Raw genomic sequence first — 25017 nt, forward strand, 5'->3', positions numbered from 1 at the left:
CTGACATTGACCAACGCACCTGTGTTGGAAACCGACCGGTTGATCCTGCGCGGGCCAGAAAAGCGTGACGCCGAACCAGTCATGGCTTTCCTGCGTGACCCAATTCGCTCGGAAGGTTTTGGTCATATCCCACTGCGTGGTGATGCTTGGCGCTGGTTCACGTTGAACGTGGGACACTGGCATTGGCATGGCTATGGCTATTTCGTCATCGAGGAAAAGTCATCGGGGCAGGCGGCTGGAATCAGCGGAATTTGGAACCCGGAAACTTGGCCCGAACCTGAATTGGGCTGGGTCGTTTTTGAAGGTTTTGAAGGCAAGTCGATCGCCTATGAAGCGGCGGAACGGGCGCGGCGTTGGGCCTATCAAGAATTGGGCTTTACCACTTTGACGTCCAACATTGTGCCATCCAACATGCGGTCCAAAGCTCTCGCCACCCGTCTGGGCGCTCGATTTGAGCGCCTCTACGACAACGAGAACATGGGTGAAGACGAGTTGTGGCGCCATCCCGGACCGGAGGCGCTGTCATGACCGCGAATGCCGGTTTCCCGCGTCTCGAAACAGAGCGCCTGATTTTGCGCGGCCCACTGGAGTCGGATTACCCGGCGGTCGCGGCATTTATGGCCTCCCCACGTGCCACATTTGTTGGTGGTCCGGTCAACGATGAGTTCGCGACATGGCGCGCATTTTTGGCAGTCATCGGACACTGGAGTCTGCGCGGCTACGGTTTCTTCACGCTTGAACACCGTGAGTCGGGTGCCATTGTCGGGCGGGCGGGCATCGTCAATCACATTATGTGGCCCGAGCCCGAGCTGGGCTGGCATCTGTTCGATGGCTTTGAAGGCCAAGGGTATGCCTATGAAGCGGCCGTTGAAATTCGACAGTGGGCCGACAAAAGCCTTGGGCTTGGTCCGTTGATTTCACTCATCGTTCCGGAAAACGAACGCTCGGTTCGCCTCGCGGAGCGTCTGGGGGCCACAGCCGAGTCCGAAATTGAACTGATGGGCGCGACAGGTGTGGTCTACCGTCATCCCAATCTCTCGGCGGAGAGCGCAGCATGAAGGCGCCTTGTGAAAAGCATCGCCCCGGTCCGGCGGCCCGTATAGCAGCCCGGCTTGGCGGCAAGGTGACGAGCATCGACACCAAACGCCTGCAACTGCGCGCACCGCGCATCTATGATTTCAACGCATTTGCCGAAATCATGTGCTCGGATCGCGCGGTTTATATGGACGGACCGCTGACCCGCAAAGAAGCCTGGGCCGAGTTTACCGGTTACACGGCGCTTTGGCTGTTGCATGGGCATGGGCTTTGGACAATCGATGCGCAAACCACGCCATCGGCAGGGTTCGTCAGCCTTGGCTATGAATACGATGACCCGGAGGCAGAGCTGGGTGTGTTCCTGACTGCAGCCGTCGAAGGTCAGGGCTATGCCGAAGAGGCGATGCGCGCTGCTCTGGATCACGCGTTCAAGGAACTTAAGTGGGACAGCGTCGTATCCTATGTCGATCACGAGAACACGCGCTGTATTCGCTTGATGGAACGACTTGGGGCTGCCCGTGACATCACTGCTGAAAAGGCACTGGACGAGGATGTTCTGGTCTACCGGCACCTTTCAGAGGGGGCTGCCTGATGGGCCATCGCGACATCCCCATTCTCGAAACAGAGCGTCTTCAACTGCGTGGACCTGAGCCCGAGGATTATCCTGATTTCAAGGCAACTTTTGCCTCGTACCGTTCGCGCTATATGGGCGGCCCGCTCAATGCCTACGAAGCATGGATGCTCTATGCCGCAGAGATCGGCCACTGGGAAATTCGTGGCTACGGCATGTGGATGATCCACCTGCGCGACACGGACGAAACCGTTGGCATGGCCGGCGCATGGTTCCCGGCAAAATGGCCCGAGCCCGAGATCGCATGGATCATCTGGCCGGATCGGGCCGGCAAGGGATTTGCGCTGGAAGCGACGCACCGTGTGCGCGGGTATCTGTATGGAGAAAAAGGTTGGGATACTGCCGTGTCCTACATTGATCCAAAGAACCTGGACAGTATTCGTCTGGCCGAACGTCTTGGCGCGACCAAAGACAAATCTGCACCAACAGTGGATGGCCACGACGCTGTCTACCGTCATCCTTCGCCTCAGCAACTTGATGGATCGCAGCTGGCCCATGGCATCGACATGGAAATCAGCCATTACGCCGATCCGCTCTTTAAACCGAAAGGTTTCGCCCTTGACTGATGATGTCGTACAACGCGCCGCCGAAATTCTGGCTGGCCATCGTGATAGCATTGACCGGCTGGACGCAATCCTTGTGTTCACGCTGGCCGAGCGGTTCAAACACACACAGGCGGTTGGCGTCCTCAAGGCGCAACACGACCTTCCCCCATCCGACCCCGCGCGCGAACAAAAGCAGATTGCGCGGCTCCAGGATTTGGCGACCCAAGCGGACCTCGATCCGGAGTTTGCCAAGAAATTCCTGAACTTCGTCATTCAGGAAGTCATCCAACACCACGAGAAACACCAATCCTAGGTGCGTGACATCACGCATCCTACGCAAGCCATTCAAAGGAGAAACACTCATGGCTATCAAAATCCGGCTCGCCCGCGGCGGCTCTAAAAAGCGTCCTTTCTATCGCATCGTTGCTGCGGATTCCCGTATGCCGCGCGATGGTCGCTTCATCGAAAAGCTGGGCACCTACAACCCACTGCTGCCCAAAGACAGCGAAGAGCGGGTAAAAATGGATCTCGAGCGCGTTCAGTACTGGCTGGGTCAGGGCGCCCAGACCACGGATCGCGTTTCGCGTTTCCTCGAAGCGGCTGGCGTTGTTGAGAAGAAAGAGCGCAACAACCCAGAGAAGGCCGTCCCTGGCAAGAAAGCACAGGAACGCGCCGAAGAAAAAGCAGCCAAGGCAGCTGAAGCAGCAGCACCTGCGGAAGAGCCTGCGGCAGAAGAAGCCGCTGCGGAATAATCCGCTTGGCAGGGCACATGCCCCTTGTAAAATCTCCGGTGGCGGTTTGTTCTGCCACCGGTGCCTTGCTAGCTGGAAAGTGACGTTTTGTTTCGCCTGATCCGTCTTCCATTCCTTTTGGCCGCTGCTTTTGTGGTCGGCGTATTCTGGGAAAGGATGTCGGAAACCGAGCGTTGTGCAGAACGGGCTGGCATCATGGAAAACGGTTTGTGCATGGAGCCGCGATAATGGAACGCGTCTGTGTCGGAGCAATAGCGGGTGCCTTTGGCGTGCAAGGAGAAGTGCGGCTGAAAAGCTTTACCTCTGATCCTTCCGCAATTGCCGACTATGCACCTCTCACAACCGAAGATGGCTCACGCAGTTTCGAAGTGACCATTTCCCGGGAAATCAAACAGGGTTTTGCGGCGCGCTTGTCGGGCGTTCTGACCAAAGAGCAGGCAGATGAACTGCGCGGTACGCGACTTTTCGCTTTGCGGGATCGGTTGCCGTCTCTTCCTGACGATGAATATTACCATACCGACCTGATCGGTCTTACTGTTGTGGACACGGGCGGGGCAACGCTGGGCACTGTGCGCGCTGTTCACAATCATGGCGCGGATGATTTGCTGGAACTGGCAATGCCGGGTCAAAGCAAAACGGTGCTATTGCCATTCACGCAGGCTGCGGTGCCCACTGTGGATTTGGCAGCTGGCCGTTTGATCGCAGATCCGCCCGAGGGTTTGATAGAATGACAGCCCGGATCGTTATTCATGCCGGATTTCACAAAACTGGAACGACGAGTGTCCAATCCCTGATCCACACAAACCGGCGCATTCTGGAGCGACAGGTTCGTTGCTATCTGAGGCCGGACTTTCAGGAGCTGACAGATGCATGCCGCGTCTTTTCGGTGGATCCGAACCCACGAACTATTCTGGGGATTGCCGACGCCGCAGGTGCGTTTTTCGATGGGCTGAACCCGGATGATCCGCGCGGAATCCTGATGTCGTCCGAGGACCTTTCTGGTCATCTGCCGGGGCGTCATGGGTTGGATCGGTATGACGCTGCCAGCCTGATCATGGCGCAGCTGACCGAATGCATCCGCACCCGTTTCGGAGACGAAGTACCCCTGACGTATTACTTTTCCACGCGGGGACGCAAAGATTGGCTGCGGTCGACCTATTGGCAGAACCTGCGCAGCACGCGTCTCGATCTGGATTTCGAAGACTACAGCCAGCAGATTGCTCCGGCAGCGGACCTGCCGGTGGTCTTGGACGAGGTTGCCGAGGCGGTTAGTCCGGCCGCCGCCGTTGCTGCTTTGCCGTTGGAAGAGAGCAAAGACCAACCACTTGGGCCGCTGACCCCTTTGATGGACTTGTTGGATATTCCCGAGGTGACACGCAGCAAGCTGCGGATGTTGCCGCCCGAAAACGTGCAGCCTGATCTGGGGCTGGAAGATGTTTTCCTGGCCCTCAACCGGTCTGGTTTCAAAGACAGGCATTTGCGCGCCGCCAAGAAGCTTTTGCGCCAATTGGCGAACAAACAGTCAGAAAACGACTGATTGTTTCTATAAGTCTCTGAAATTTAGATAAAATCCAATCTGGCTAACATCAAACTGCCATATTGTGAGTCCATTTTCGCCCTATTCGATTGTGATCTGTACTGGCGTTTTGGAGTCTTCGGTGCACAGAATTTTCCTGACCGGATTGGCGCTTGGCCCTCTTTTGGCAACAGTTATGGGGTCTGCGACCGCGCTCAGTTTGCCGATTGCCGTGGCCGTTGGCGGGGCCGGAAGTCTCTATGCCTTGGTCGCTTCGCTTCGTATTGAACGAGCCTCACGCACATCGGCCCGCACTTCTCAGAACCCGGAAAACAGATTGCTGCACAAAAGCGCACTGGATAGCCCGTCGCTCGACCTGCCGGCGCTTTCGATCATGCGCAGGGCCGTGTCGCAGGCTTTGCAGGTTGCGCCGGACACAATCGATGGTGCGCCTTTGCGGGTCCAAGACGCCATTGCCGCTGCATTGAAACAAGTGATGCGAGCGCATGGCGTGTTTGATCTAAACCGACTCGGCTCTGACGAGCTGACTGATCTGTTTGTTCTGCAACGTTTGCTGCGCTTGCCGCCGGACCAAGCGGGTGCGCTTGCACAGAAATTTCGGCATCCTGATGTTGTGCTCGAAATGCGCGATCGTATTGCGGGCATCGGCCAGGTTCGCGAAGTTTTTGACGGCGAAATGGCGGCCTTTTGGACGACGACTGAACTCTGGGAAACCGTACAAAAGAACAATTTGGGCACTGTTTCCATGCTGGATACGCTATTGGCGATGCAGGCCCCTGATGTCGATCTGTGGCATCACATCGTGGCCAATCATGACCGTAGTGATGCGGACCAAAGGGCAGCTGCGCTCTGGTGTGTTCAGCAGCCGCAATGCGATCAGGCGACGGTCGCCTTGTATCTGTCAGAGCTTGTCGCTGGTGACCGGGTGGTTCGGGCTGCTACAAACGGTGATCTGGCGTTCGCAGATGCGGTTTTGCAAATCGTCTCGAATTGGAATGCCGGTCAATATACCGATCAACGGCTTGCACTTGATCCTGTAGATGCCGTTGCCAAGGATGGCCCAAGGCTTTCCGCGACCCTAGCTGCATTGGCGGAATTGACTGAAGGGCCGCGATTGTCAGACCCTTGCGGAATGTTCACCGAATATCGAGGACGACGACCACGGGATCGAACGTTTTGGTGTTTGGCCACGGGTCAGCCCACGCGCGCGCCCCTTTTGGAAGACTACATTCAACCGGTTTCTGAGCCGTCTGTCTGATACCTGAAAGCAGGCTGATCTTGTCATCTGGTGGCCAACGGCATTAGGGACGTGGCAAACGAGGAAGCCTCTTATGCCAGACACGCCCAATCCCGAACAGTCCGCCGGGAAATCACACGGCCGCAAAACGATCAAAGCATCATTGAAGCCGCGCGACCTGATGAGCACGGACGCCCAGTTGGCGCGGGCTTGGCAGGCTCAGGTCATCACGCTGTTTCCTGAGGCGTTCCCGGGCATTCTGGGCATGTCCTTGACGGGTAAGGCCCTGAAGGATGGACGCTGGCAGCTCAATACCATTGGGCTGCGCGATTTCGGTGAAGGCAAGCATAGAAATGTGGATGATACCCCTGCGGGTGGCGGCCCCGGGATGGTTCTGCGGGCTGACATTATGGGCCGGGCGGTCGAGACCGCCATGCGGCGCGGACCGGGACCGGTCATCTACATGTCCCCGCGCGGAAAGCCGTTCACGCAGGCCATGGCGCGCAGTCTGGCAAAAACGCCCGGCGCGACGTTTATCTGCGGTCGTTTCGAGGGGCTGGATCAACGGGTGATCGATCACTACGGGATTACTGAGGTCTCGGTTGGTGACTATGTTCTGACCGGTGGGGAACTGGCCGCACAAATTGTTCTGGATGCGACCGTTCGGCTGTTGCCCGGTGTGCTTGGCAATGCAGAATCCACCGAGGAAGAAAGCTTTTCAGACGGATTGCTGGAACATCCGCAATATACGCGGCCAGCTGAATGGCAGGGCCTGCCCATTCCCGAGGTGCTGTTGTCAGGCAATCATGGCGCAATCGCCGATTGGCGCCGCCAGCAGTCAGAAGCATTGACCCAGAGCCGTCGTCCAGATCTGTGGAAAGCGCACCAAGAGCGCAAGGCCGAGGACTAGCCGGGATGCTCGCAAGCGACTGATCGTGTCGCGTGCGAGGGATTGGCCGCCAGGGTTCTCGGCTATCCTGCCTTGCAGAGACAGGAGAATCGATATGACCGGATATCTAGCGCAACCGCTCGCTTTTCCCGACAAGGCTCCCGACGGATTTGAGCCGCTTGAAAAAGAGCCAGAGTTTGATCCGCGCCGTCATTTGCAGATTGAACGCCCTGATCGGGTCGAGAGCCTGCGCGACTTTGGGTATTCAGAAGAAGACATCGCGGCTTGCCCCACGGATTTTGCCGTAACATCCATCTTTCGTGTGCTCAGCGACGAAGGTGTCGCGTGCCTGCAGGATGTAGCGAGCCAGCTCGAGCAGTTCACCACCAGCAACGCGCGCATCGCCCGCAATGTTCGTGGCGGCGTGTACCGATCCCGCTTTCTGCGTGACCTCTGTGCCAGCACGGACCTAACCGAAGCGATGTCCGAGATCAGTGGATGTCCGCTCTTGCCGCACACGCTTCCTCATCAGCAGGGGCACTTGAACTACAACCCGCTGGAAGTGGGCAAGAACGTCGATAAATGGCATGTCGATACGCTGCGTATCGATTTCGTCATGTTCGTAACCGATCCGCGGTCTGTGGAAGGTGGAGAATTCGAATACTACCGCGGAACCAAACATGAAGTCGAAGCGCTGGTGAAGGCAGGCAAACCGCTTGATCCAGCAAAAATCGTAGCGCCGGATATGCCTGGGCCGGGGCATGCCGTCTTGCAGCAGGGCAATATGGTCGTGCATCGGGCCAAGGGGCTTCGTGCGCCGGGACGCCGGATTACAATGGTCAACGGCTATGTTCCACGCGACATTACCTTTCCCGATTTCTCGCGTTTCGATCAGTTGTCATTGGTCGATCCCGAAGCCGTGGCAAGCGCAGAATATGCCCGCCATGTTGCGTGGATGGCCCGTGAACGCCTGCAAGCAGAGCTGAATTCGATCTCGTTCGAAGGCAACGCTAATGCGCTGGCGGATAGGTTTGCCAAACACGCAACACTGATGGCTGAAACCGCCGATCAATTGCGCGCTGCCGGAACCGGGCAGCTTGAGCATTTTGGCGACGGCTGAACATAGACTTTGTTCTTGATCGCCAGCCGCGATCTGCCTATATCGGCGCATCCATAGGGACCGGGGCGACTCGGTCCTGTTTGGTTGTGTGCTTCTGCCATGCAGATTACACGAAAACAAAGAACAGCTGATGTATCTCTGTCCTGCTCGTGGGCAAAGCTCTGATCAGACATCATCCGCGGGCAAACCGCGCGTAAATAAGGAGTAGATCAGATGAACCTGATCGCACAGATTGAGGCGGAACAAATCGCCTCGCTCGGGAAAGAAATTCCCGATTTCAAAGCCGGCGATACCATTCGCGTTGGCTACAAGGTGACCGAAGGGTCCCGTACCCGTGTTCAGAACTACGAAGGTGTTTGCATCAGCCGTAAGAACGGCAAGGGCATCTCTGGTTCGTTCACCGTTCGCAAGATTTCTTTTGGTGAAGGCGTGGAGCGTGTGTTCCCGCTGTTTTCGACCAACATCGAGTCGATCACCGTTGTGCGTCGTGGCCGTGTGCGCCGCGCCAAGCTTTACTACCTGCGTTCGCGTCGCGGCAAATCGGCCCGTATCGCAGAAGACGTCAACTACAAGCCCCTCAAGGGCAAGGCATAAGGACCGGCGATATGAAAAAGGACATCCATCCCGACTACCACATCGTCGACGTCAAAATGACCGATGGCACGATCTTTCAGGTGCGCACCACCTGGGGCAGCGAGGGTGACACCCTTGCCTTGGATATCGACCCAACCGTTCACCCTGCATGGACCGGCGGCACTTCGCGCCTGATGGACCAGGGTGGCCGTGTTTCCAAGTTCAAGAAGAAATACGAAGGTCTCGGCTTCTGATCGAAGTCTGTGTGACCCAAGAATTTACGCCGTCCCAACTGGGGCGGCGTTTTTCGTTTAGGGCTTATTGCCAACAAGTTGGCCGTTTTAGGGTCTTTGCTGAGCGTCGCGTACCAATGCCGCAAGACGGAAAAATCCGTGCGCCATTTTGGTATAGGGGGTCAGCACAAAAAAGGCTGCGACTGCCCCCAGATGGAGTGCCAAAAGCGCTGGCATAGCCGCGGTGCTGCCCAAACCATAGAGCGCCAGCCCACTTGCCCCGACAAAACCCAGCAGGCCAACAAATGCCTGATCAGCGCCGTGTGTTTCGGGGTTTGAAAGCGCAGCATCCGCCTTGGCTTTCAACGTAAGCATTACAATGCAGCCAAGGGTCATCAGTAAACCACCTGAAAGCCCCAGCAGTTTAGGCAATGACCAGAAACCGTAGGGGGCTGGCAAATCAAAGCCGTAGTGCAGGAGCGTCCCGCTGCTGGTCGAGGCAAAGCACAACAAGAACCCATACATCACCGCGTGATGCGCGTGGCGGCGGGCTTGGCTGAACCGATCCTGAGACTCAAAGTTGCACCCTTCGCCATGTCCGCCGGACAGGTTCCTGAGAGTAGCGGCTTGCGAAATCGCGTCTTTTAAATGCGCCAGCGTGATGCGTTCACCGCCGATGTCCTTCCAGTAGCGTTTCAAACCAACGAACAGGCAGATCAGAGGAAACAGGAAAAGCGGTGCAAAAAGCGCGACCATGGCCCCATGCGAAAGCACCGCATAGAACCCGTCCCCCGAGGCGGCAGGCAACGCACGGATCAACAGCATCAATGCGGCCACGGCGACAATCGTGATGAAAACACTTGAGACTGCGTTCCGCTGGAAAACCGCACCAAGCGGGGCGGGCCATGAATGGGCTTGCCAGCTCTCGGTTCGCGTTTTGGCCAGCGCCTGCGGCAGATTCAGCGCAAATTCATGGGGTTCTGTGTATTGGCAGGCATAATAGCAGCCCCGGCAGTTATGGCACAGGTTTGCGATTTGGGTGATGTCACCGTCTGCAAAAGCGCGCAGCCGCGTGATCGCGGGAAAGGCCGAGCAGTACCCTTCGCAATAGCGGCATGCATTGCAGATCTGCAGCTGCCGGCGTGCCTCTTCGTAGGTTTCGTTCGAAGACGTATTAAGCATGAGTGGCGGCCTCTCTTCCTGCGATTTGTCCAAAGACCGTGCCAATGGTCATGCCAAAGCCAGCCAAATAACCTTGGCCAAGAATTGAGCCTGCCATGATTTCCCCGGCGGCCCATAGGTTCTCCATCGGGCCCTGTTTTCCCGAGACACGCGCGGTCTGGTCGACCTTCAGACCGAGGTAGGTAAATGTCACGCCGGGGCGCAGTGAATACCCGTAGAACGGCGGTTCATGGATTGGACGCGCCCAGTTTGTTTTTGCCGGGCTCAATCCCTGCGTCGACAACCCATCCAATTCGGTTGGTTTGAACGGGCCCGGTTTGCAGGCCGCATTGAAGGTTTCAATCGTGTGCTCCAGCTTGTTAGGTGCCAGCCCCAATTTGGTTGCCAACTGGGGGATCGTATCTGCTTCGATCGGCGGGAAAACCGAAGGCATGAAAAGGTCACGGGACTTGGAATCAATGATCGCGTAACCCACCTGATCCGGTTGCGCTGCCACCAGACGACCCCAGATCGCATAACGCTTGGGCCAGACATCTTCGCCTTCGTCGTAGAAGCGTTCGGCATTGCGATTCACCACGATGGAGAAGGGGACGCAGTCCAGTCGCGTGACGATCCCTCCGTCGAATTTCGGGGCACGGCCGTCAATGGCCACGGCGTGACATTGCGTGGGGTCGCCGACGCTTTGGATGTCCTGATCCAGCAGGTCCTTCAGGACGACCCCGCGATTGTAGGGCGTGCCGCGGATCAGGAAGTTCTTGGCCGCAGGGCCCCAAGCGCGTGCCAGCCAATCGGTGTCCGCTTGAAAGCCGCCTGACGCGACAACAACGGCAGCCGGTTTGAAGCAAAGCTCTTGTGCTTTGGTGCTCACCCAAACCTCGGTCACTTGGTTATTGCTGATTTCCAGATGATTGGCGTGCGCGTCGTACAAGATTGTGATCCCGGCATCTTCGGCGCGGGCGTAGTAGGCGTTGACCAATGCCTTGCCGCCGCCGAGGAAAAACGCATTGGTCCGAGAGAGCGACAATGTACCGGACAATGACGGTTGAAACCGCACGCCGTGGGCTTCCATCCAACGATAGGCTGACTCGGAGTTTTCGATTGCGAGTTTGGCGAGCTGCGGGTCAGTGTCGCCCTTCGTGACTTTTAGCAAGTCGTCGAAATACTCGTCTGGATCGTAGTCGCCGGTTAGAACGCCAAGCGGACCGTTGTGCATGCATCGAAAGTTTCGCGTGTGTCTGGAATTCCCGCCTCGGTACGCTTTGGGCGCGGCTTCGATGACGGTCACGGATTTGCCCGCTTCACGCGCTTGCAGCGCAGCAGTCATCGCTGCATTTCCGCCGCCAATCACCAAGACATCGGGTTTGAGGTTGTGGTCTTCTGTTCCTGGCTTTGACATGGGCCCAGCTCTCCGTTATGCCTCTTTGTATCCAGATGGATACAAAGAGCAAGCGAGATGTCTGATATAAAGAAATCGAGTGGTGAGCAAGCCTATGATGTTTTGCTAGGCGAAATACGCATGGGCACCTACACGCCCGGTGATCGGTTGCGCGAAGAGGACGTCGCTTCGCGGTTGCGGTTGTCCAGAACACCAATACGAGAGGCGTTGCGCCGTCTTGAAAGCGACGGGATCGTCGAGCATCGTCCCCGCGTTGGGGCGGTGATCCGGACGCTGGCCCATACAGAGGTGGTCGAACTCTATGAAATGCGCATGGTTCTCGAACGCACGGCTGCGGAAATGGCCGCCAAGCACGGCGCATCGGCAGAATTTGATGCCTTGGAGGTCATGAATGATCGGATCGCTGCCGAACGGGACAATCCAGCGCTTGGCGCGGCCATCAATCAGGACTTCCATCGCGGACTTTACCTTGCGGGGCGTAACCGGTTTCTGCTGGAAGCCTCGAGGGCGCTGAACAACGCTTTGCTGCTGCTGGGTCCAACCACATACACCGATCCTGAACGGATCGATGTGGTCGTGCGTCAGCATAGCGCGATAATCACGGCTCTCAGGGAAGGTGACGCCGAAGCTGCCGGTGCCGCGGCAGAAGGGCATCTGCAAACGTCGCTGCTGCACCGGTTGCGGAGCAAGGGCAATTGATGCCCGTTCTGAATGCCTTTGTGATCGCTGCTCTTGGAGTGGCTGCGTTCCACGGCATGGCTTTGCCGTTGCCGTGGTTGTTGGGGCCGATTTCCGCGTGTCTGGTTGCAGCGCTTGTTGGCATCCCCATGGCAGGTGTTACCCCTGTGAACCAAGCGATGCGCACAATTCTGGGTGTGGCGGTTGGCGCGACCCTCACACCTGCCGTCTTGATCAGCCTGCCCGCCATGTGGCCAACACTGATATTGGTGCCTGTCATGGTGTTGGTCATCGGTCTGATTGGCGTGCCGTATTTCCAAAGAATATGCGGCTACGATTTTCCGACAGCCTATTACGCGACCATGCCCGGCGGATTGCAGGATATGATCGTGTTTGGCGAAGAGGCTGGCGCGAATGTGCGCACGCTCAGTTTGATCCACGCGACTCGTGTGCTGGTGATCGTTGTCAGCCTGCCGTTCATTCTGCGCGGGTTCTGGAACGCGGATCTGACCAGCCCACCCGGCGTGCCGGCATCGACGGTTCCTCTGATCGAATTGGCAACCATGGTGGTCTGCGCAATTGGCGGTTGGCAAATTGCCAAAAGGTTGGGGATGTTCGGGGCCTCAATACTCGGGCCGCTGATCCTAACCGCGCTGGTGACGCTGGCGGGCGGCTTGCACAATCGACCGCCTGCCGAAGCGATCTGGGCGGCGCAGTTTTTTATCGGCATGGGCATAGGATGCAAATACGCGGGCATCACGATGCAAGAAGTCAGGCGCGATCTGGCGGCAGGCATGGGTTTCTGCGTCGTACTTATGGTGCTGACATTTGTATTTGTCGAAATCGTCTATGGGTTTGGGCTCGCGCCCGGGATGGAAGCCCTTCTGACATTTGCACCGGGCGGTCAGGCCGAACTGACGGTCCTTGCCTTGATCGTTGGGGCTGATGTGGCCTTTGTCGTCGCACACCATGTGCTGAGAATCTTTGTTGTCATTCTCGGCGCGCCGGTGGTTGCCCGCTTGTTCAACTCCAGACTTCGGGATTGATCATGTGGATTGGGGCGCCGTCTGCGTAGGCGTTCACCTGTTCAAATATGTCGGTGAATTGCAGGTCAAATTCATCTTCGGTGACATACCCAAGGTGCGGTGTGGCGATCACTTTGGGATGCGTCAAAAGTGGATGATTGCTGTCGCGCAGAGGTTCAGTGTCGAACACGTCAACGGCGGCATAGATCCGGTTTCGTGCGATTTCGGCTTCGAGCGCGCCGGGTTCGATCAAGCCTGACCTTGATGTATTCACCAGCAGGCTTCGGGGTGACATGTTTGCCAGATCGGTTGCCGTAATTATTCCGCGTGTGCCGGGCTTCAGGCGCACATGCAGGCTTACAATGTCCGAGGTTCCAAAAAAGGCGTCCCGGCTGGGCGCGACGCATTCGCCATCCTCTGTGGCCCGTTTGCGGCCTTCTTCTGAAGACCACCATTGCACGTTCATGCCCAAGGCTTTTGCATAGCTGGATACGGCCCCGGCAATACGTCCGTATCCATAAAGACCAAGCGTCCGGCCGCGAAGGGTGCGACCGACGCCGGCCTGCCAATTGCCTGAACGCAGGGACGCGACCTGTTCGGGGATTTGACGATAACTGGCCAGCATGAGCGCCAGTGTCATTTCGGCAGCGGCATAGGACGGTGTGCCAGAATGCATGTTTGAGCAAAGCAGGACACCGTTTCTGCTACAGGCCTCGACGTCAACGTGCGGATAGACCGAGCGTTGAGAAACCAATTTCAGATTGCGCAATTGATTGAGGAGTTCAGAGCCGATCTTGGTCCGCTCTCGAAACAGAACCAATGCCTCGGCGTCATGGATGCGTTGGGCCAGGGCCGTGGGGTCAGGTTGATGATCCGTCCAAACGGTAACGTCGTGGTCCGCGAGCAATTCATAACAGGGAAGAGAGCGCAGTGTGTCGAACCAGTCATCCAGAATGTGAACTTTCATGGCCCCGCCCATACCGTCCGAGGAATCATGACTTCGCCGCGCGCCAGTAAGCGTGCGGTGCGGGTCAGTCCGGCTGACTTTACCTCGAACGTGTTGTCCGGGCCGCGCGTGTAGTCCATCCTGACGTCGAGCAAACCCATTGGATGTTCCAGTTTCAAGTCCAGCGGCCCCGTTGGAGGAGCGCTGAGGATGCCATCTGCGATAGTGCCGGGGCACAGCAGACAGGCCGAAAGGCACTGTGACCCGGTCACGGCAAGGCTGGGGTGACAGTTCTTTGGCATGAAATACCGGGTCAGGGCGTGGCCGCCTGCCACGGGCGGCGCCAGAACGCCAAACTTTGGTGTCACGGAACCTGAAACATCACCCATTCCCATCAAGCGTCCTGCCTCGATGCGGATTGGTTCCATGCGTTCGTAAAACGCGCGGTTTTCGTCCAGCTCAGTCGCGGTTTCCTGACCGGTCAGCCCGAAATCTTCTGCGCGGGCGATCGCCATGGGCATCGCCACATCGACACAGCTCACCTCGATCCCATCGATCACGTCAATGCGCCGACCTGTTGGAAACATGGATCCGGTTGCACCGCCGGTCACGTCCATGAACATCAGATCAATCGGAGCAGACGTTCCGGGCACACCATCAATCTGCGCAGTGCCGTCATAGATCACGGACTGTTCATCGGTTCTGACCTGCGCGGCGACACGCGCGCCCGTATTCACAGCGCGTATTTTAACCTCTGTCACAGGCCCATTCGGTTTGATCAGCCCCATTTCAAGCGCAGCGGGCCCGACGCCAACCAATATATTTCCGCAAGTGGGTTTGAAATCGACAGTGCGATCCTCAACACTGACCTGGGCAAAGAAATAGTCGATATCGGCCCAGTTATCATCGGACTTGGACAGCATCGCCACTTTTGTCGTCACAGCGGCCCCGCCACCAATTCCATCGATGTTCAGCGGGTGGCCTGAACCAACGATGGCGATCAGAACTCTGGCCAGTTCGTCAGGATCCGACGGCAAGTCGGATCGCAGCATATAGGGCCCGCGGGATGTTCCGCCGCGCATGAAGTGAAAGGGAAGGGCCGTTTGAGACATCGTGATTATCCCAGCGGCCATGGCAGCTTGACGAGATCCTGCAGCAATCCTGCCGGGAAATCGCGGTTCAGCAGCCCTGCCATCATGCAGATGAACCCGATTCCTGCGACGGTGTAGAGGGCGGCAAAACCCCAACTGCGACGCGCCCGTACCCGAATAAAGGCGAACAGGAATATCGCCAGCGCCAGCACAAAGCCCAGCAGCGCGGTCAATGCCAGCAGACCTGCAAACCAAGCGAGCGTCGACCACAGGCCGTGTTCATTCTTCTCTTCGGCCTCGCGGTCAGCGAACAGCGCATGTGTTTCCGGCTTTAGCATCATCTGGATCAGGACGATCAGACAGGCCACAATCGCGACACCAGCAACAAAGGTTGGGAACACGCGGTCGGCCTTGGCGTAGTCCGGAATCATGGCTGCGTTGGTGTAGGCCACCAGAAGATAGCCAAGAACGGCGATAAGGAAGATCATAGGCGCGCGCTTGCCGCCTGAATTGACTTCGCCCTCGGCCATGATCGACTTGGCTTGACGCAGGCCGATGACGACGGAAAGAAGCGTTATGATGATCAGCACGATCACAATCGGCGAAAAGATGTAGTCGAGCCCCTCTTCAAAGCTTTTGCGGAAACGGGAAGCCGCAATTTGGACTGCCTGGTTCGCGTAGGTTTCAGCCGGGTTGGAGAGGACAAAACCAATCAGAAACGCAGGGCGGGACCAATCAAACCGCCGCATGAGAATGCCCAGCAGACCAATCGAAAAGAGCGCAACAAGATCCAGAATATCCTGCCCAGACTGGAACGCAGCAAAGGCGATGATCATGAACAGGAAAGGCGCCAGAAGCGAAAAGGGGATCGTTGTCAGCCGTGCAATACCGCCAGAGGCAGCAATGCAGATCAGGGTGCCAACCACATTGGCCAGCGCGAGCAGCCAGACAATGGCGTAGGTAATATCGAGGTTGTTCTTGAGCATCGAAGGCCCGACCTCGATGTTACCCGAGCCCAGCAGGGCAATCGCGCCAATGAAGATCGCCATCGATCCGGAACCGGGAATACCAAAGAGCAGCGTCGGAACCAAACCGCCACCTTCTTTCGCGTTGTTCGAGCTTTCTGGCCCGATCACGCCGCGCACTTCACCAGAACCGAACTTGGACTTGTCCTTTGTTGTCTGGACTGCGTGCCCATAGGCAATCCAGTCAACGACAGAACCACCCAGACCGGGGATCACACCGACAACCACGCCGATGATGGAGCAGCGAACAGACAACCAGATGTTGGCGAACCAGTCTTTGACACCGGACAGCCAGCCACCGCCCAGCGGTTTGCGATCAGAAATTGCACGGTCCTGCCGCAGCAGTGCGACGATTTCAGGAATGGCGAAAATGCCCAATCCAACGATGACCAGTTTCAAACCGTCGATCAGATAGGGCATGTCGTAGGTCGCCATGCGCAGTTCTCCCGCGCTGTCGCCTTCTCCGATGGTGCCGATCATCATGCCAAGACCAGCGGCGGCGATGCCCTTGAGTGCAACGCGCCCCGCCAGAATGCCGACCATCGACAGGCCGAAGATCGTGATCATCAACAATTCCGGTGTACGGAACTCCAATACAATGGGGCGTGCGACCAGTATGAATACCGTCAGGAAAGCAGCGCCAACCAATCCACCAAACAACGAGGAGGCAAAGGCAGCCGACAAGGCTCGGGCCGCTTGGCCTTTCTTTGCCATTGGGAACCCGTCGAGAACGGTCGCCTGACTGGCGGATGAGCCGGGAATGCCCATAAGAACAGAGGCAAAGGTATCTGAAGTCGGAACCACCGCGACCATGCCGATCATCAGCGCAAGGCCCAGAACGGGATCCATCCCGAACATAAACGGCAACAAGAGCGACAGTCCCGCGATGCCACCCAGACCGGGGAACACGCCGATACAAAGGCCCATCACAACGCCAAGCACAAGGTAGCCCAGCACAATGGGTTGCGCGATCAGTCCCGCGGCGTCGGACAACGCGGGCAGTGCAACAGAGAGCACGTCCATGGTTCAGACTTTCAGGTTAAACGCATTGGCGCGGGGCAGGCCAATGCCCGCCCCGCGCGCGGTCTTTAGTTCAGCGAAACGCCGTAGCGATCCTTGAGCCAGCCAACGACAAAGTCTTTGGCCGCTTGCGGAACTTGCGTCGCACTCGCGAGTGCGCCTGTGGCTTCGTCACCGGTCATCTGTGGGTATACGCCCAGGCGGCCGGATGAGATTTCTGCAAAGTCTGCGCGGGCTTTGACGGCTTCAAACGCGGCCGTGTAGGTCACGATGGCATCCTCGGACGCGCCTGCGGGCAGGAAGACCATTTTCTGTGCCGGGAAACCCGCAACAAAGAATGCTTTCCATGCTTCCCACTGTTCACCGGATGTTTCGCAGCCGTCTGTGGCTTCGCAAACTTCCTTGAACGTTGGCATGTCTGGGAATGTCGGGTCACGTACAATGTTGCCATCGGCGTCCAGTGCGCCCCAGGACATCATTGGAACCGCTGTGCCTGCTTCGACCAGAGGTGTCACACCCTTCAGGAAGGACGACGACGTCTGGTAGTCGATGTTTGCTTCGCCGCGTTCGAACATCAGGCGGCCGTCGCCGCGACCCTTGATGCCAAAGACAGGCTCAACATTCAGACCCAGCATTTCCCATGCCAGCAGCGGCACAAGGTCAAGACGGGTTGCGCCTTGCGAGCCATAGATGAAATCTGTGTCCCGCAGACCAGAGGCATCGAGACCGTCCATTTTGCCAGCCAGTTCTGGTGGCAGATAGGCAACGCCGCCTGTGCCCGAGGCCAGAACAACGTTCCAATCGTTGTATTCATAGCGAACGCGCGGATCACCCAGAAGATAGGGGAACTGAGTGGAGCCGGACGAGCCAAAGATCAGCGTGCCTTCGCTGTCTTCAAAAGACTGTTCCTGGAACCAGTTCGCGCCTTTGGTTGATCCCGCGCCCGGCATAAACTTGACGACAACTGTTGGCTGGCCAGGAAGCGCTTCGGACAGAAGCGGGGCGTAGAAGTTGGCCCATTTGGCCGAACCGCCGGTTTCCGAGAAGGGGATTACCCACTCCACGGTCTTCCCGGAAAGGTCGATGCCGTGACCGCCTGCGGTTGCAGAGGTCGCAAAGCTTGCCGCTGCTGCGGCCACAAGGCTCATTGCCACGCGACGCGTGGTTTTCATGAAGTTCATAGTTTCCTCCCAATACATGATCCGGTTGATCAGATCACAAATCTCAAACGGGTGATTCCCGCCTTCGTACTGGCAGCCTAGAGGATGAAGCTTGCATCAAGCCTTCATCCCCGCGAAAAATGATTGCTATGCGAATAACCGTGGTCGAAGACAATGAAGGCTTGCGCAAGGGCCTGACATACCGCCTTCAGGATGAAGGGCATTCCGTTGACGCCTTGTCTGACGGGTTGGAGGCGTCGAGCTTTCTGGGGCAGGAGGAAAGCGATCTTGTGGTTCTGGACATCAATTTGCCGGGCCAGACAGGATTGGATGTGCTGCGCGACATGCGCGCCCGCAATGATCACAGGCCGGTAATTTTGCTGACAGCCCGAGGCGAAACCGAAGACCGGGTTGTCGGGCTTGATGCGGGGGCGGATGACTATCTGGTCAAACCCTTTGCAATGGACGAACTGGTTGCTCGTGTTCGGGCCTTGTCGCGGCGCGGTGCGGTCGCACCAAGACGCAGCATTGCGCTGGGCGCACTGGAATTGGAGCTGGAACCGCTGCAACTGATTGCTCCGGATGGCCCTTTGGATGTTCCGCGTCGTGAGCTTTCTGTGCTTTCGGCACTGGCCCGCAGTTCGGCATCTGCGATCAGCAAAACGCAGCTGCTTGACGCCGTCTACGGTGCGGGTGCGGACGCAGACGAAAAGGTGATTGAGGTCTACATTTCGCGGCTCCGCAAACGACTCGCTCCGCACGGGGTTTCCATCTCGGTTAAACGCGGCATTGGATATTCTCTTGAGGCCCGGGGATGACACGTCGCGTTTCGCTTAGGGCGCGTCTGACGTTGGTCATTCTGCCCCCTGTTCTGGGGGTCGCTTTGATTGCCGGGCTGTGGCAGTTGAACGGGGCCCGCGAAACAGCGGACGGTGTTTTCAACAAATCCATGCTTTCGGCCGCTGTTGCGGTTGCAAACGACGTTGCAATCTCGGGCGGGGATGCCCTGTCGCCGCGCACACGCGATATTCTGTCCAGCACGTCTGGCGGGCAGGTGTTCTATCACGTTTTTGCTCCGGACGGTGTTATCGTTGCGGGCTATGCCACACCGCCTGTTGGTATTCCCCGGACAGGCGAAGAAAGCGCAGAGCCAACCTTTTTTCGGGCAGCATACCTCGGCCGGGATGTCAGTGGCGTGCGGTTGCAAACGCGCACGCAGATCGAAGGCTTTACCGGGCTATTCACCACGACGGTTTGGCAAGACAGCGCCGTGCGCGAGGCATTTGTCCGAGATCTGATGATGCGTTCTTTGGTGGTTTCGATGTCGATTCTTGTCGCTTTGGCTTTGATCGTCTGGTTTGGGGTCAGGATCGGTTTGCGGCCTTTGCTGGACCTTGAGCAAGCCATTGCGCAGCGTTCAAGTGGTGACCTGTCTCCGATCAAACGGGCGGTTCCGGCTGAAACAGAAGGGATTGTCGCCACATTGAATAGCCTGTTCGATCAGGTTTCCAGAAGCATGGCAGCGCAGTCCGAATTCATTGCAAACGCCGCGCACCAACTGCGTAATCCGATTGCTGGTGTTCTTGCTTTGGCCGAGTCTGTTGTTTCAGCCAGAACGGACGAACAGGTTCGGGAAAGGTCACGTGACCTTCTCGATGCAGCACAGAAAACGGCGGATCTGAGTAGCCGTTTGTTGATGTTGGAACGCGCTCAGTCTCTGTCGCAGGCCACAGCATTCACCAAACTCGATTTGCAGTCTTCGCTTGGCAACTGGCTTGAGGCAGACAAGCGGTTCGGGCCGGATGGAATCGCGCTTCATCTGGATCTTGGCGAACAGCCGGCCAACGTCATGGCTGATCCGGTGATGTTGAGAGAGGCCATCGTGAACTTGCTAGACAATGCATGTTCTCATGGCGGGCCGGATCTGTCCGAAATTCGCGTCTCGGTTCGCAGCGGCAAAACCGAGCATGTAATCGCCGTGGCAGACAATGGCCGGGGCATTCCAGTACAAGATATGGAGCGTGCCATGATCCGTTTCGTTCAGTTGAACGACGCTGGATCAACGGGTCTCGGACTGTCGATAGTCCGTGCGATTGTGGAAGGACACAATGGTCGGATCAGTTTGGCGGACAACGATGGAGGCCTGGCCGTTCAGGTCACATTGCCGGCCGCTGCGTGATTGATGGAAAGAATCTCGGCGATCTGGGGTACGGTCTAATTGACAGAAGAAATTGCTTCCTTTGATACTGAGCTCACCGACACGCGATCCATTGGAGCATCGCATGATTCCTGAAAAGGAAGTGATCCACGAGTTCTCGAATATCGGCCACAACAGTGGCGGCCGTAATTTTGCAGGATTTGCCGCGCTTTCTTCGAGCCCCGTTCGTGAATTGGATCCGCGCGCGGCCCAGCGACTGGAATTGTCCGCTGGGGATCTGTTTCAAATTGATGTGACGCGCCATGCAGGCCGTGTGGCGCTTCTGGCCTTTGGGCATCGTGGTGAGCGACGCGAAGCCGCTATCGGTTTGGGCGCACTGCACCCTTTGAACCTAGGCGCGTTCGAGAGCGCGGCATTGCTCGGTTGGATCACGGCGAAAGGCGGAGAAGCCGATGCGTTGTCCGCCATCATTCTGGATACGATGGATGAGCCTCTAATACTGCGAGTATCCGAGCCAATGACCATTTGGCTGGCACATCTGCAGGAAAGAGACGGGCTGGTCTTGGGCGACGCTGCTGGCCCGGTCAAATACTGGCATCAGGCGGCCGAAGGCCGGTTCGCGTTGCCCGATCCGCTCGGTCACATTCGTGAGGAATTCACGGTCGGCCGTGGAACCGCGCGCGCCTATGAATTGCACGCAGGCGACTATGTCCAGATCATCGATGCCGAGGGGCAGCAGTGTTCTGATTTTCAGGCGCTTCGGCTGCGTGGTTTGGACAAGGGGCAAGAGTGGGCGATCGACAGCACGGCAACCCGTTCCATGGTGCGACGGGCCTATCCCGGCCCCGGTCTGCTGGACAAGTTTTTCGATGCAGAAATGCGGCCGTTGTTCCGGGTTGTGCAAGACACCTGTGGACGACACGACACGTTTGGTCTCGCCTGCACGGCTCGTGGGTACGAGGAACGCGGTTACCCCGGCCATCTGAATTGCTCTGATAATATTTCCGAGGCTTTGGCGCCATTTGGTGTGGCCCGCCGCTCGGCTTGGCCTGCAATCAATTTCTTCTGGAATACGTGGATGGATGCGCACCACCAGATCCAGACCGAAGAATCCCATTCCCGTCCCGGGGATTATGTTGCGCTTCAGGCCATGGATGACATGGCCTGTGTCACGACAGCCTGCCCAGATGACATTGACCCGATCAATGGTTGGAACCCCACAGATATCCACGTCCGGATTTATAGTCCGGAGACCCGTATTCAACGGGCTGTGGGTTATCGTAAAAAAGAAGATGCCGCGATGAAGATCAGTCAACATTCTGCCTTTCATCCGCGCCTTTCGGCCCTGACCGAGCATTTCGCGCCAGCCCGCGATTTATGGGCTGCGGTTTCCTTTCCCGCTGATGGGAGCATTGGGGAATACTGGGCCTGTCGTGAAGCGGCGACGCTTCAGGATATGAGCAGCCTGCGCAAGGTAGACGTGATCGGCCCTGATGCTGAACGCTTGCTGCAAAACGCTATGACCCGAGACATCGCGCGGTTGGCGCAATGGCGTGGCACGTATTCACTGATGTGCGATTCAAGCGGCGAAGTGATTGACGATGGCACCTTGTTCAGGCTTGGCCCTCAATTGTACCGCTGGTGCTGTGGAACAGAAGAGAGTGCCCGGTGGTTGGAGAAACTGGCCAAGGATGGCGGATTTCAGGTCCGCATTCACGATCTTGGCGGATCGCTGCCAAATCTGGCGCTTCAAGGGCCCAAATCCAGGGACATATTGCGCAAGGTTGTCTTTACGCAGCCGCATGTGCCCGCGCTGGATCAGTTGAAATGGTTTGGTGTCACGATTGCGCGCCTGCACACGCGCGAGGGATCGCCCTTCATGTTGGCGCGGAGCGGGTACACAGGTGAACTGGGCTATGAGATCTTTTGCGCGCAGTCAGATGCGTTGGATATCTGGGATGCTCTTTCTGAGGCGGGCGCTGAACACGGCATGAAGCCGATGGGTACAGAAGCGCTGGACATGATCAGAATCGAGGCAGGTCTGGCCAGCGCGTCCGAATTCGCGCCGGGCCATGACGCATTGGAGGCCGGTCTGGGGTTCGCAGTGGATATGCGGAAACAGGACTTCATCGGGAAATCGGCTTTGGCTCGGAATGCAACTGCACCGAGGCGTGTGATGCGTGGGCTTTTGCTGAATTGCGACGATGTTCCGGCATCTGGCGCGCCAGTTTTCGCGGATGAAAGGCAGGTGGGCATTGTGACCTCGGCCACCCGATCGCCGATGTTTGAACGGGCAATTGCCATGGCGCGGCTGACCGTTGAGCATGCAGAGCCCGGAGTCGAACTGGAGGTCGGCCAACTGGATGGCCGGATGAAACGGCTCAGCGCAACGGTGACCACGATTCCATTTTACGATCCGAAACGGGAAAGGGCGCGGGCGTAGCGGCTTCTGATGAAACCCGTTTTCAAAAGGTTGCCTGCGCAGACATGGCCAGCGCGCCATCGTGCCGTTTGGCCCAAAGCTCTGCGGTGTCATTGGCCCGACGTCCCTCGATTGAGAATGCAGTCAGCCCGGCGATTGGGGCCAGCCCCCGAAAGGTGAAGGTCTTGGGCGATTTGCCGACTTGTCTTGCTGCCAGATCGACCAGCAAAGTGGCGGTCAGAGGCCCATGAAAAACCAATCCGTCATATCCTTCGACCGAGCGCGCGTAGTCGACATCGTAGTGAATTCTATGGCCGTTGAAGGTCAGGGCAGAATACCGGAACAACAATGCCTGATTAGGTGAAACCCGTTCAGAAAATGCAGCGTCGTCTGGTGCGGCCTTGGGTGTGGGCGTTGGCGCAGCGGGATCCGGATCTTCGCGATAGACGATGTCATGCTCTTCGGTCATCGCGCGCACATCGTTCTGGAAAATTTCGTGTTGAACGGTGACGAAACACAGCTTTCCGGTCCGACCGTCTTTTTCTTGGACCGATTTGATTGTCGATTTCTTGATGGCTTCCTGACCGATGATCAGCGGCGTTTCAAAGGATAGCCGTCCGCCGGCCCACATACGACGAGGCAGGGCAACGGGTGGTAGAAAACCGCCGCGTTTCGGATGTGCGTCGCGGCCCAACTCGCTGGCCCGCTTTGCTTCAAGAAAGTACAGCCAATGCCACAAGGGCGGGAGGGTATCGCCATCCTGCAAGCTCGGTTCGATATCCAGTGTTGCCTGCATGAACTGAGAGGGCTGACATCTGAGAATGTCTACGCTCTGTGTTGTTCGGCCGACCCAATCCTGAAGTGTGCTTGTCACGCCTGTGCCTTTTCGTTTCGAAACCTCGAACAGGTTAGGTATAGCGGCAAATTGCGTTCTGCAAACCGCAGGCAACCGATCGGACAAGTCTGTTCAAGGAATAATTGTTTACCCTCGTAACAAACTGCCGATATGGTGCTTTAATCAAGTAGGAGACGTGCGATGTCCAAACACGCTTTGGAGGAAGCCTCGGATAACGGGGCGACCGATCTGGAAGATCTGATCGGCTATAATCTCAAGCGCGCCTACATCATTGTACAATCCGGCTTTCGGGATGCGCAGGGCGAAGGTGGCTTTTCTCCGCGTGTCTTCACCGCGTTGGCGCTGACGGTCAAATTTCCCAACATCACTCAAAGTGCGCTTGCCCGAAAAATGGGAATTGAGCGATCGGGACTGGTCGCAATCGTCGATGAACTCGAAAGCAAGGCGCTCCTTGCGCGGGCGCGTGTGCCGGGCGATCGCCGGGTACAGGCGCTTGTGCCAACAGAAGCCGGGCAACAGGCCTATGACGCGGCCATGGCATCCGTGCGCGCCCACGAGCAAGACGTGTTTTCGAACATGAGCGAGTCTGAAAAGAAGACGCTATTGGACCTGCTGCGGAAAGTTCGGAAAAACGAGGTTTCCTGAGGATCTCACGCGCGGTTAGCGAAATTTTGGTGGGCGTTTTTCCAAAAACGCGCGCAACCCTTCCTTTGCCCCATCAGATGTCTGGGACATGGCGGCTGCCAGGCTTTCGGTGAAGAGCCCTTCTGCGCGGGGCATGTCCTGAATGCGCGGAATAGCCTGCATCATCAGGTAGTTCGAGAACGGCGCGTTGTCCGCGATCTTGCGGGCCAGTTTCTGTGCCAGTGGCATGCCTTCGCCTGCCTCTACTGCGTAGTGCGCCAGTCCCAAGGGGACCGCTTGATCTGCACCATAACTGCGACCGGTCAACATCATTTCCCGCATACGATCTGCCCCGATCAGTCGCCCGACGCGGACGGTGGCGCCACCGCCCACAAAAATGCCGCGCCGGCCTTCGGGCAATTGAAACCGGACGTCTGGTTCTGCGATGCGCACATGGGTCGATGCTGCGATTTCAAGACCGCCGCCAATAACCGCTCCGTTCAGAACAGAGATCACAGGCAGACCGCCAAATTCGATAAGGTCGGAAACCCTGTGCCAGTTGCGCGAATGATAAACGCCAGCGATTGGTTCGCGCTGTTCGTGTTCTGCCAGATCCAATCCGGAACAGAAGTGCCCGCCGCTGCCTGTCAGAATAACTGCGTTGATGCCCTCCGGCGGGTTTGAGAAGAAGGCGTCTAGCTCATCCACAAGCGCGTCGTTCATCGCATTGCGCTTGTCCGGTCTGTCAAAGGTCAGCGTGGCGATATCACCGTCCAACCGGATTTGGATGACGTCTTTGTCTGCGGGTTTTTCCGACATTTCTGGACCTTCCTGAGCGCACTTGTAATTTGTTATAGTCTGTAACGGTTTTTCTGTATAGCG

General features: G+C 57.4%; 27 protein-coding genes. 19 read left to right on the forward strand and 8 right to left on the reverse strand.

What is annotated here, in order from left to right; genetic code table 11:
- The 13 genes from PFY00_RS02635 (at position 1) to rpmE (ending at position 8573) form a co-directional block, all read left to right on the forward strand.
- On the forward strand, positions 1-528 hold the full coding sequence (locus PFY00_RS02635) for a GNAT family N-acetyltransferase (protein ID WP_271431447.1): 528 nt from the start codon (positions 1-3) through the stop codon (positions 526-528).
- The gene (locus PFY00_RS02640; protein ID WP_271430958.1) at positions 525-1058 is read left to right on the forward strand and encodes a GNAT family N-acetyltransferase; all 534 of its coding nucleotides are present in this window, start codon (positions 525-527) and stop codon (positions 1056-1058) included. The genes PFY00_RS02635 and PFY00_RS02640 overlap by 4 nt, the downstream gene beginning before the upstream one ends.
- The gene (locus PFY00_RS02645; protein WP_271430959.1) at positions 1055-1627 is read left to right on the forward strand and encodes a GNAT family N-acetyltransferase; all 573 of its coding nucleotides are present in this window, start codon (positions 1055-1057) and stop codon (positions 1625-1627) included. Before PFY00_RS02640 ends, PFY00_RS02645 begins: the two co-directional genes overlap by 4 nt.
- On the forward strand, positions 1627-2232 hold the full coding sequence (locus PFY00_RS02650) for a GNAT family N-acetyltransferase (RefSeq protein WP_271430960.1): 606 nt from the start codon (positions 1627-1629) through the stop codon (positions 2230-2232). The genes PFY00_RS02645 and PFY00_RS02650 overlap by 1 nt, the downstream gene beginning before the upstream one ends.
- Positions 2225-2524: a chorismate mutase gene (locus tag PFY00_RS02655; protein WP_271430961.1), complete on the forward strand. Its 300-nt coding sequence runs from the start codon at positions 2225-2227 to the stop codon at positions 2522-2524. Before PFY00_RS02650 ends, PFY00_RS02655 begins: the two co-directional genes overlap by 8 nt.
- A 49-nt stretch (positions 2525-2573) precedes the next feature.
- Positions 2574-2963, forward strand: a complete 390-nt coding sequence (gene rpsP, locus PFY00_RS02660) for a 30S ribosomal protein S16 (protein ID WP_271430962.1) — start codon at positions 2574-2576, stop codon at positions 2961-2963.
- A gap of 227 nt (positions 2964-3190) precedes the next feature.
- The gene (gene rimM, locus PFY00_RS02665; protein ID WP_408648432.1) at positions 3191-3694 is read left to right on the forward strand and encodes a ribosome maturation factor RimM; all 504 of its coding nucleotides are present in this window, start codon (positions 3191-3193) and stop codon (positions 3692-3694) included.
- Entirely contained in the window at positions 3691-4500 is an 810-nt protein-coding gene (locus tag PFY00_RS02670; protein ID WP_271430963.1) for a hypothetical protein, read from the forward strand. The genes rimM and PFY00_RS02670 overlap by 4 nt, the downstream gene beginning before the upstream one ends.
- A gap of 121 nt (positions 4501-4621) precedes the next feature.
- A complete protein-coding gene (locus PFY00_RS02675) occupies positions 4622-5758 on the forward strand; it encodes a hypothetical protein (protein WP_271430964.1) in 1137 nt (378 codons plus the stop codon).
- A gap of 73 nt (positions 5759-5831) precedes the next feature.
- Entirely contained in the window at positions 5832-6647 is an 816-nt protein-coding gene (gene trmD, locus PFY00_RS02680) for a tRNA (guanosine(37)-N1)-methyltransferase TrmD (RefSeq protein WP_271430965.1), read from the forward strand.
- A gap of 94 nt (positions 6648-6741) precedes the next feature.
- Entirely contained in the window at positions 6742-7746 is a 1005-nt protein-coding gene (locus PFY00_RS02685; protein ID WP_271430966.1) for a hypothetical protein, read from the forward strand.
- A 213-nt stretch (positions 7747-7959) separates the two neighbouring features.
- On the forward strand, positions 7960-8340 hold the full coding sequence (gene rplS / locus PFY00_RS02690; protein ID WP_271430967.1) for a 50S ribosomal protein L19: 381 nt from the start codon (positions 7960-7962) through the stop codon (positions 8338-8340).
- 11 nt (positions 8341-8351) lie between these two features.
- Entirely contained in the window at positions 8352-8573 is a 222-nt protein-coding gene (rpmE, locus tag PFY00_RS02695; protein ID WP_271430968.1) for a 50S ribosomal protein L31, read from the forward strand.
- Between the two features lie 87 nt (positions 8574-8660).
- Here rpmE and tcuB read toward each other — a convergent pair whose 3' ends face one another.
- Positions 8661-9734, reverse strand: coding sequence for a tricarballylate utilization 4Fe-4S protein TcuB (tcuB, locus tag PFY00_RS02700; protein ID WP_271430969.1), 1074 nt, complete (start codon positions 9732-9734; stop codon positions 8661-8663).
- A complete protein-coding gene (gene tcuA / locus PFY00_RS02705; RefSeq protein WP_271430970.1) occupies positions 9727-11130 on the reverse strand; it encodes an FAD-dependent tricarballylate dehydrogenase TcuA in 1404 nt (467 codons plus the stop codon). The genes tcuB and tcuA overlap by 8 nt, the downstream gene beginning before the upstream one ends.
- A gap of 57 nt (positions 11131-11187) precedes the next feature.
- Between tcuA and PFY00_RS02710 the strand changes: the two genes are divergently transcribed.
- Positions 11188-11829 carry a GntR family transcriptional regulator gene (locus PFY00_RS02710; RefSeq protein WP_271430971.1) on the forward strand — a complete coding sequence of 214 codons (642 nt, stop codon included), beginning with the start codon at positions 11188-11190 and terminating at the stop codon, positions 11827-11829.
- Positions 11826-12854, forward strand: coding sequence for an AbrB family transcriptional regulator (locus PFY00_RS02715; RefSeq protein ID WP_271430972.1), 1029 nt, complete (start codon positions 11826-11828; stop codon positions 12852-12854). Before PFY00_RS02710 ends, PFY00_RS02715 begins: the two co-directional genes overlap by 4 nt.
- Here PFY00_RS02715 and PFY00_RS02720 read toward each other — a convergent pair.
- From PFY00_RS02720 to PFY00_RS02735, 4 genes are all read right to left on the reverse strand, one after another.
- On the reverse strand, positions 12832-13800 hold the full coding sequence (locus PFY00_RS02720) for a D-2-hydroxyacid dehydrogenase family protein (RefSeq protein WP_271430973.1): 969 nt from the start codon (positions 13798-13800) through the stop codon (positions 12832-12834). The genes PFY00_RS02715 and PFY00_RS02720 overlap by 23 nt on opposite strands.
- Positions 13797-14891: a 4-oxalomesaconate tautomerase gene (locus tag PFY00_RS02725; RefSeq protein WP_271430974.1), complete on the reverse strand. Its 1095-nt coding sequence runs from the start codon at positions 14889-14891 to the stop codon at positions 13797-13799. The genes PFY00_RS02720 and PFY00_RS02725 overlap by 4 nt, the downstream gene beginning before the upstream one ends.
- Before the next feature lie 5 nt (positions 14892-14896).
- Positions 14897-16918 carry a tripartite tricarboxylate transporter permease gene (locus PFY00_RS02730; protein WP_271430975.1) on the reverse strand — a complete coding sequence of 674 codons (2022 nt, stop codon included), beginning with the start codon at positions 16916-16918 and terminating at the stop codon, positions 14897-14899.
- 65 nt (positions 16919-16983) lie between these two features.
- A complete protein-coding gene (locus tag PFY00_RS02735) occupies positions 16984-18069 on the reverse strand; it encodes a tricarboxylate transporter (RefSeq protein WP_408648442.1) in 1086 nt (361 codons plus the stop codon).
- A gap of 155 nt (positions 18070-18224) precedes the next feature.
- Here PFY00_RS02735 and PFY00_RS02740 point away from each other — a divergent pair, with 155 nt between their 5' ends.
- The 3 genes from PFY00_RS02740 to PFY00_RS02750 all read left to right on the forward strand — a co-directional run bounded on the left by PFY00_RS02740 (position 18225) and on the right by PFY00_RS02750 (position 22676).
- Entirely contained in the window at positions 18225-18893 is a 669-nt protein-coding gene (locus PFY00_RS02740) for a response regulator transcription factor (protein ID WP_271430977.1), read from the forward strand.
- Entirely contained in the window at positions 18890-20254 is a 1365-nt protein-coding gene (locus tag PFY00_RS02745) for a sensor histidine kinase (protein WP_271430978.1), read from the forward strand. Before PFY00_RS02740 ends, PFY00_RS02745 begins: the two co-directional genes overlap by 4 nt.
- A 103-nt stretch (positions 20255-20357) precedes the next feature.
- Entirely contained in the window at positions 20358-22676 is a 2319-nt protein-coding gene (locus PFY00_RS02750) for a DUF1989 domain-containing protein (protein WP_271430979.1), read from the forward strand.
- Positions 22677-22698: 22 nt separating this feature from the next.
- On the opposite strand, the gene PFY00_RS02755 is transcribed toward PFY00_RS02750, so the two are convergent.
- Positions 22699-23451, reverse strand: coding sequence for an FAS1-like dehydratase domain-containing protein (locus tag PFY00_RS02755; RefSeq protein ID WP_271430980.1), 753 nt, complete (start codon positions 23449-23451; stop codon positions 22699-22701).
- A 240-nt stretch (positions 23452-23691) separates the two neighbouring features.
- On the opposite strand from PFY00_RS02755, the gene PFY00_RS02760 reads away from it, so the two are divergent.
- Positions 23692-24156, forward strand: a complete 465-nt coding sequence (locus PFY00_RS02760) for a MarR family winged helix-turn-helix transcriptional regulator (RefSeq protein WP_271430981.1) — start codon at positions 23692-23694, stop codon at positions 24154-24156.
- A gap of 15 nt (positions 24157-24171) precedes the next feature.
- Here PFY00_RS02760 and PFY00_RS02765 read toward each other — a convergent pair whose 3' ends face one another.
- Positions 24172-24954, reverse strand: coding sequence for a crotonase/enoyl-CoA hydratase family protein (locus PFY00_RS02765; RefSeq protein ID WP_271430982.1), 783 nt, complete (start codon positions 24952-24954; stop codon positions 24172-24174).
- Positions 24955-25017: the final 63 nt, after the last annotated feature.

The organism is Thalassococcus lentus (assembly GCF_028023555.1).
Taxonomy (GTDB): domain Bacteria; phylum Pseudomonadota; class Alphaproteobacteria; order Rhodobacterales; family Rhodobacteraceae; genus Thalassococcus_A; species Thalassococcus_A lentus.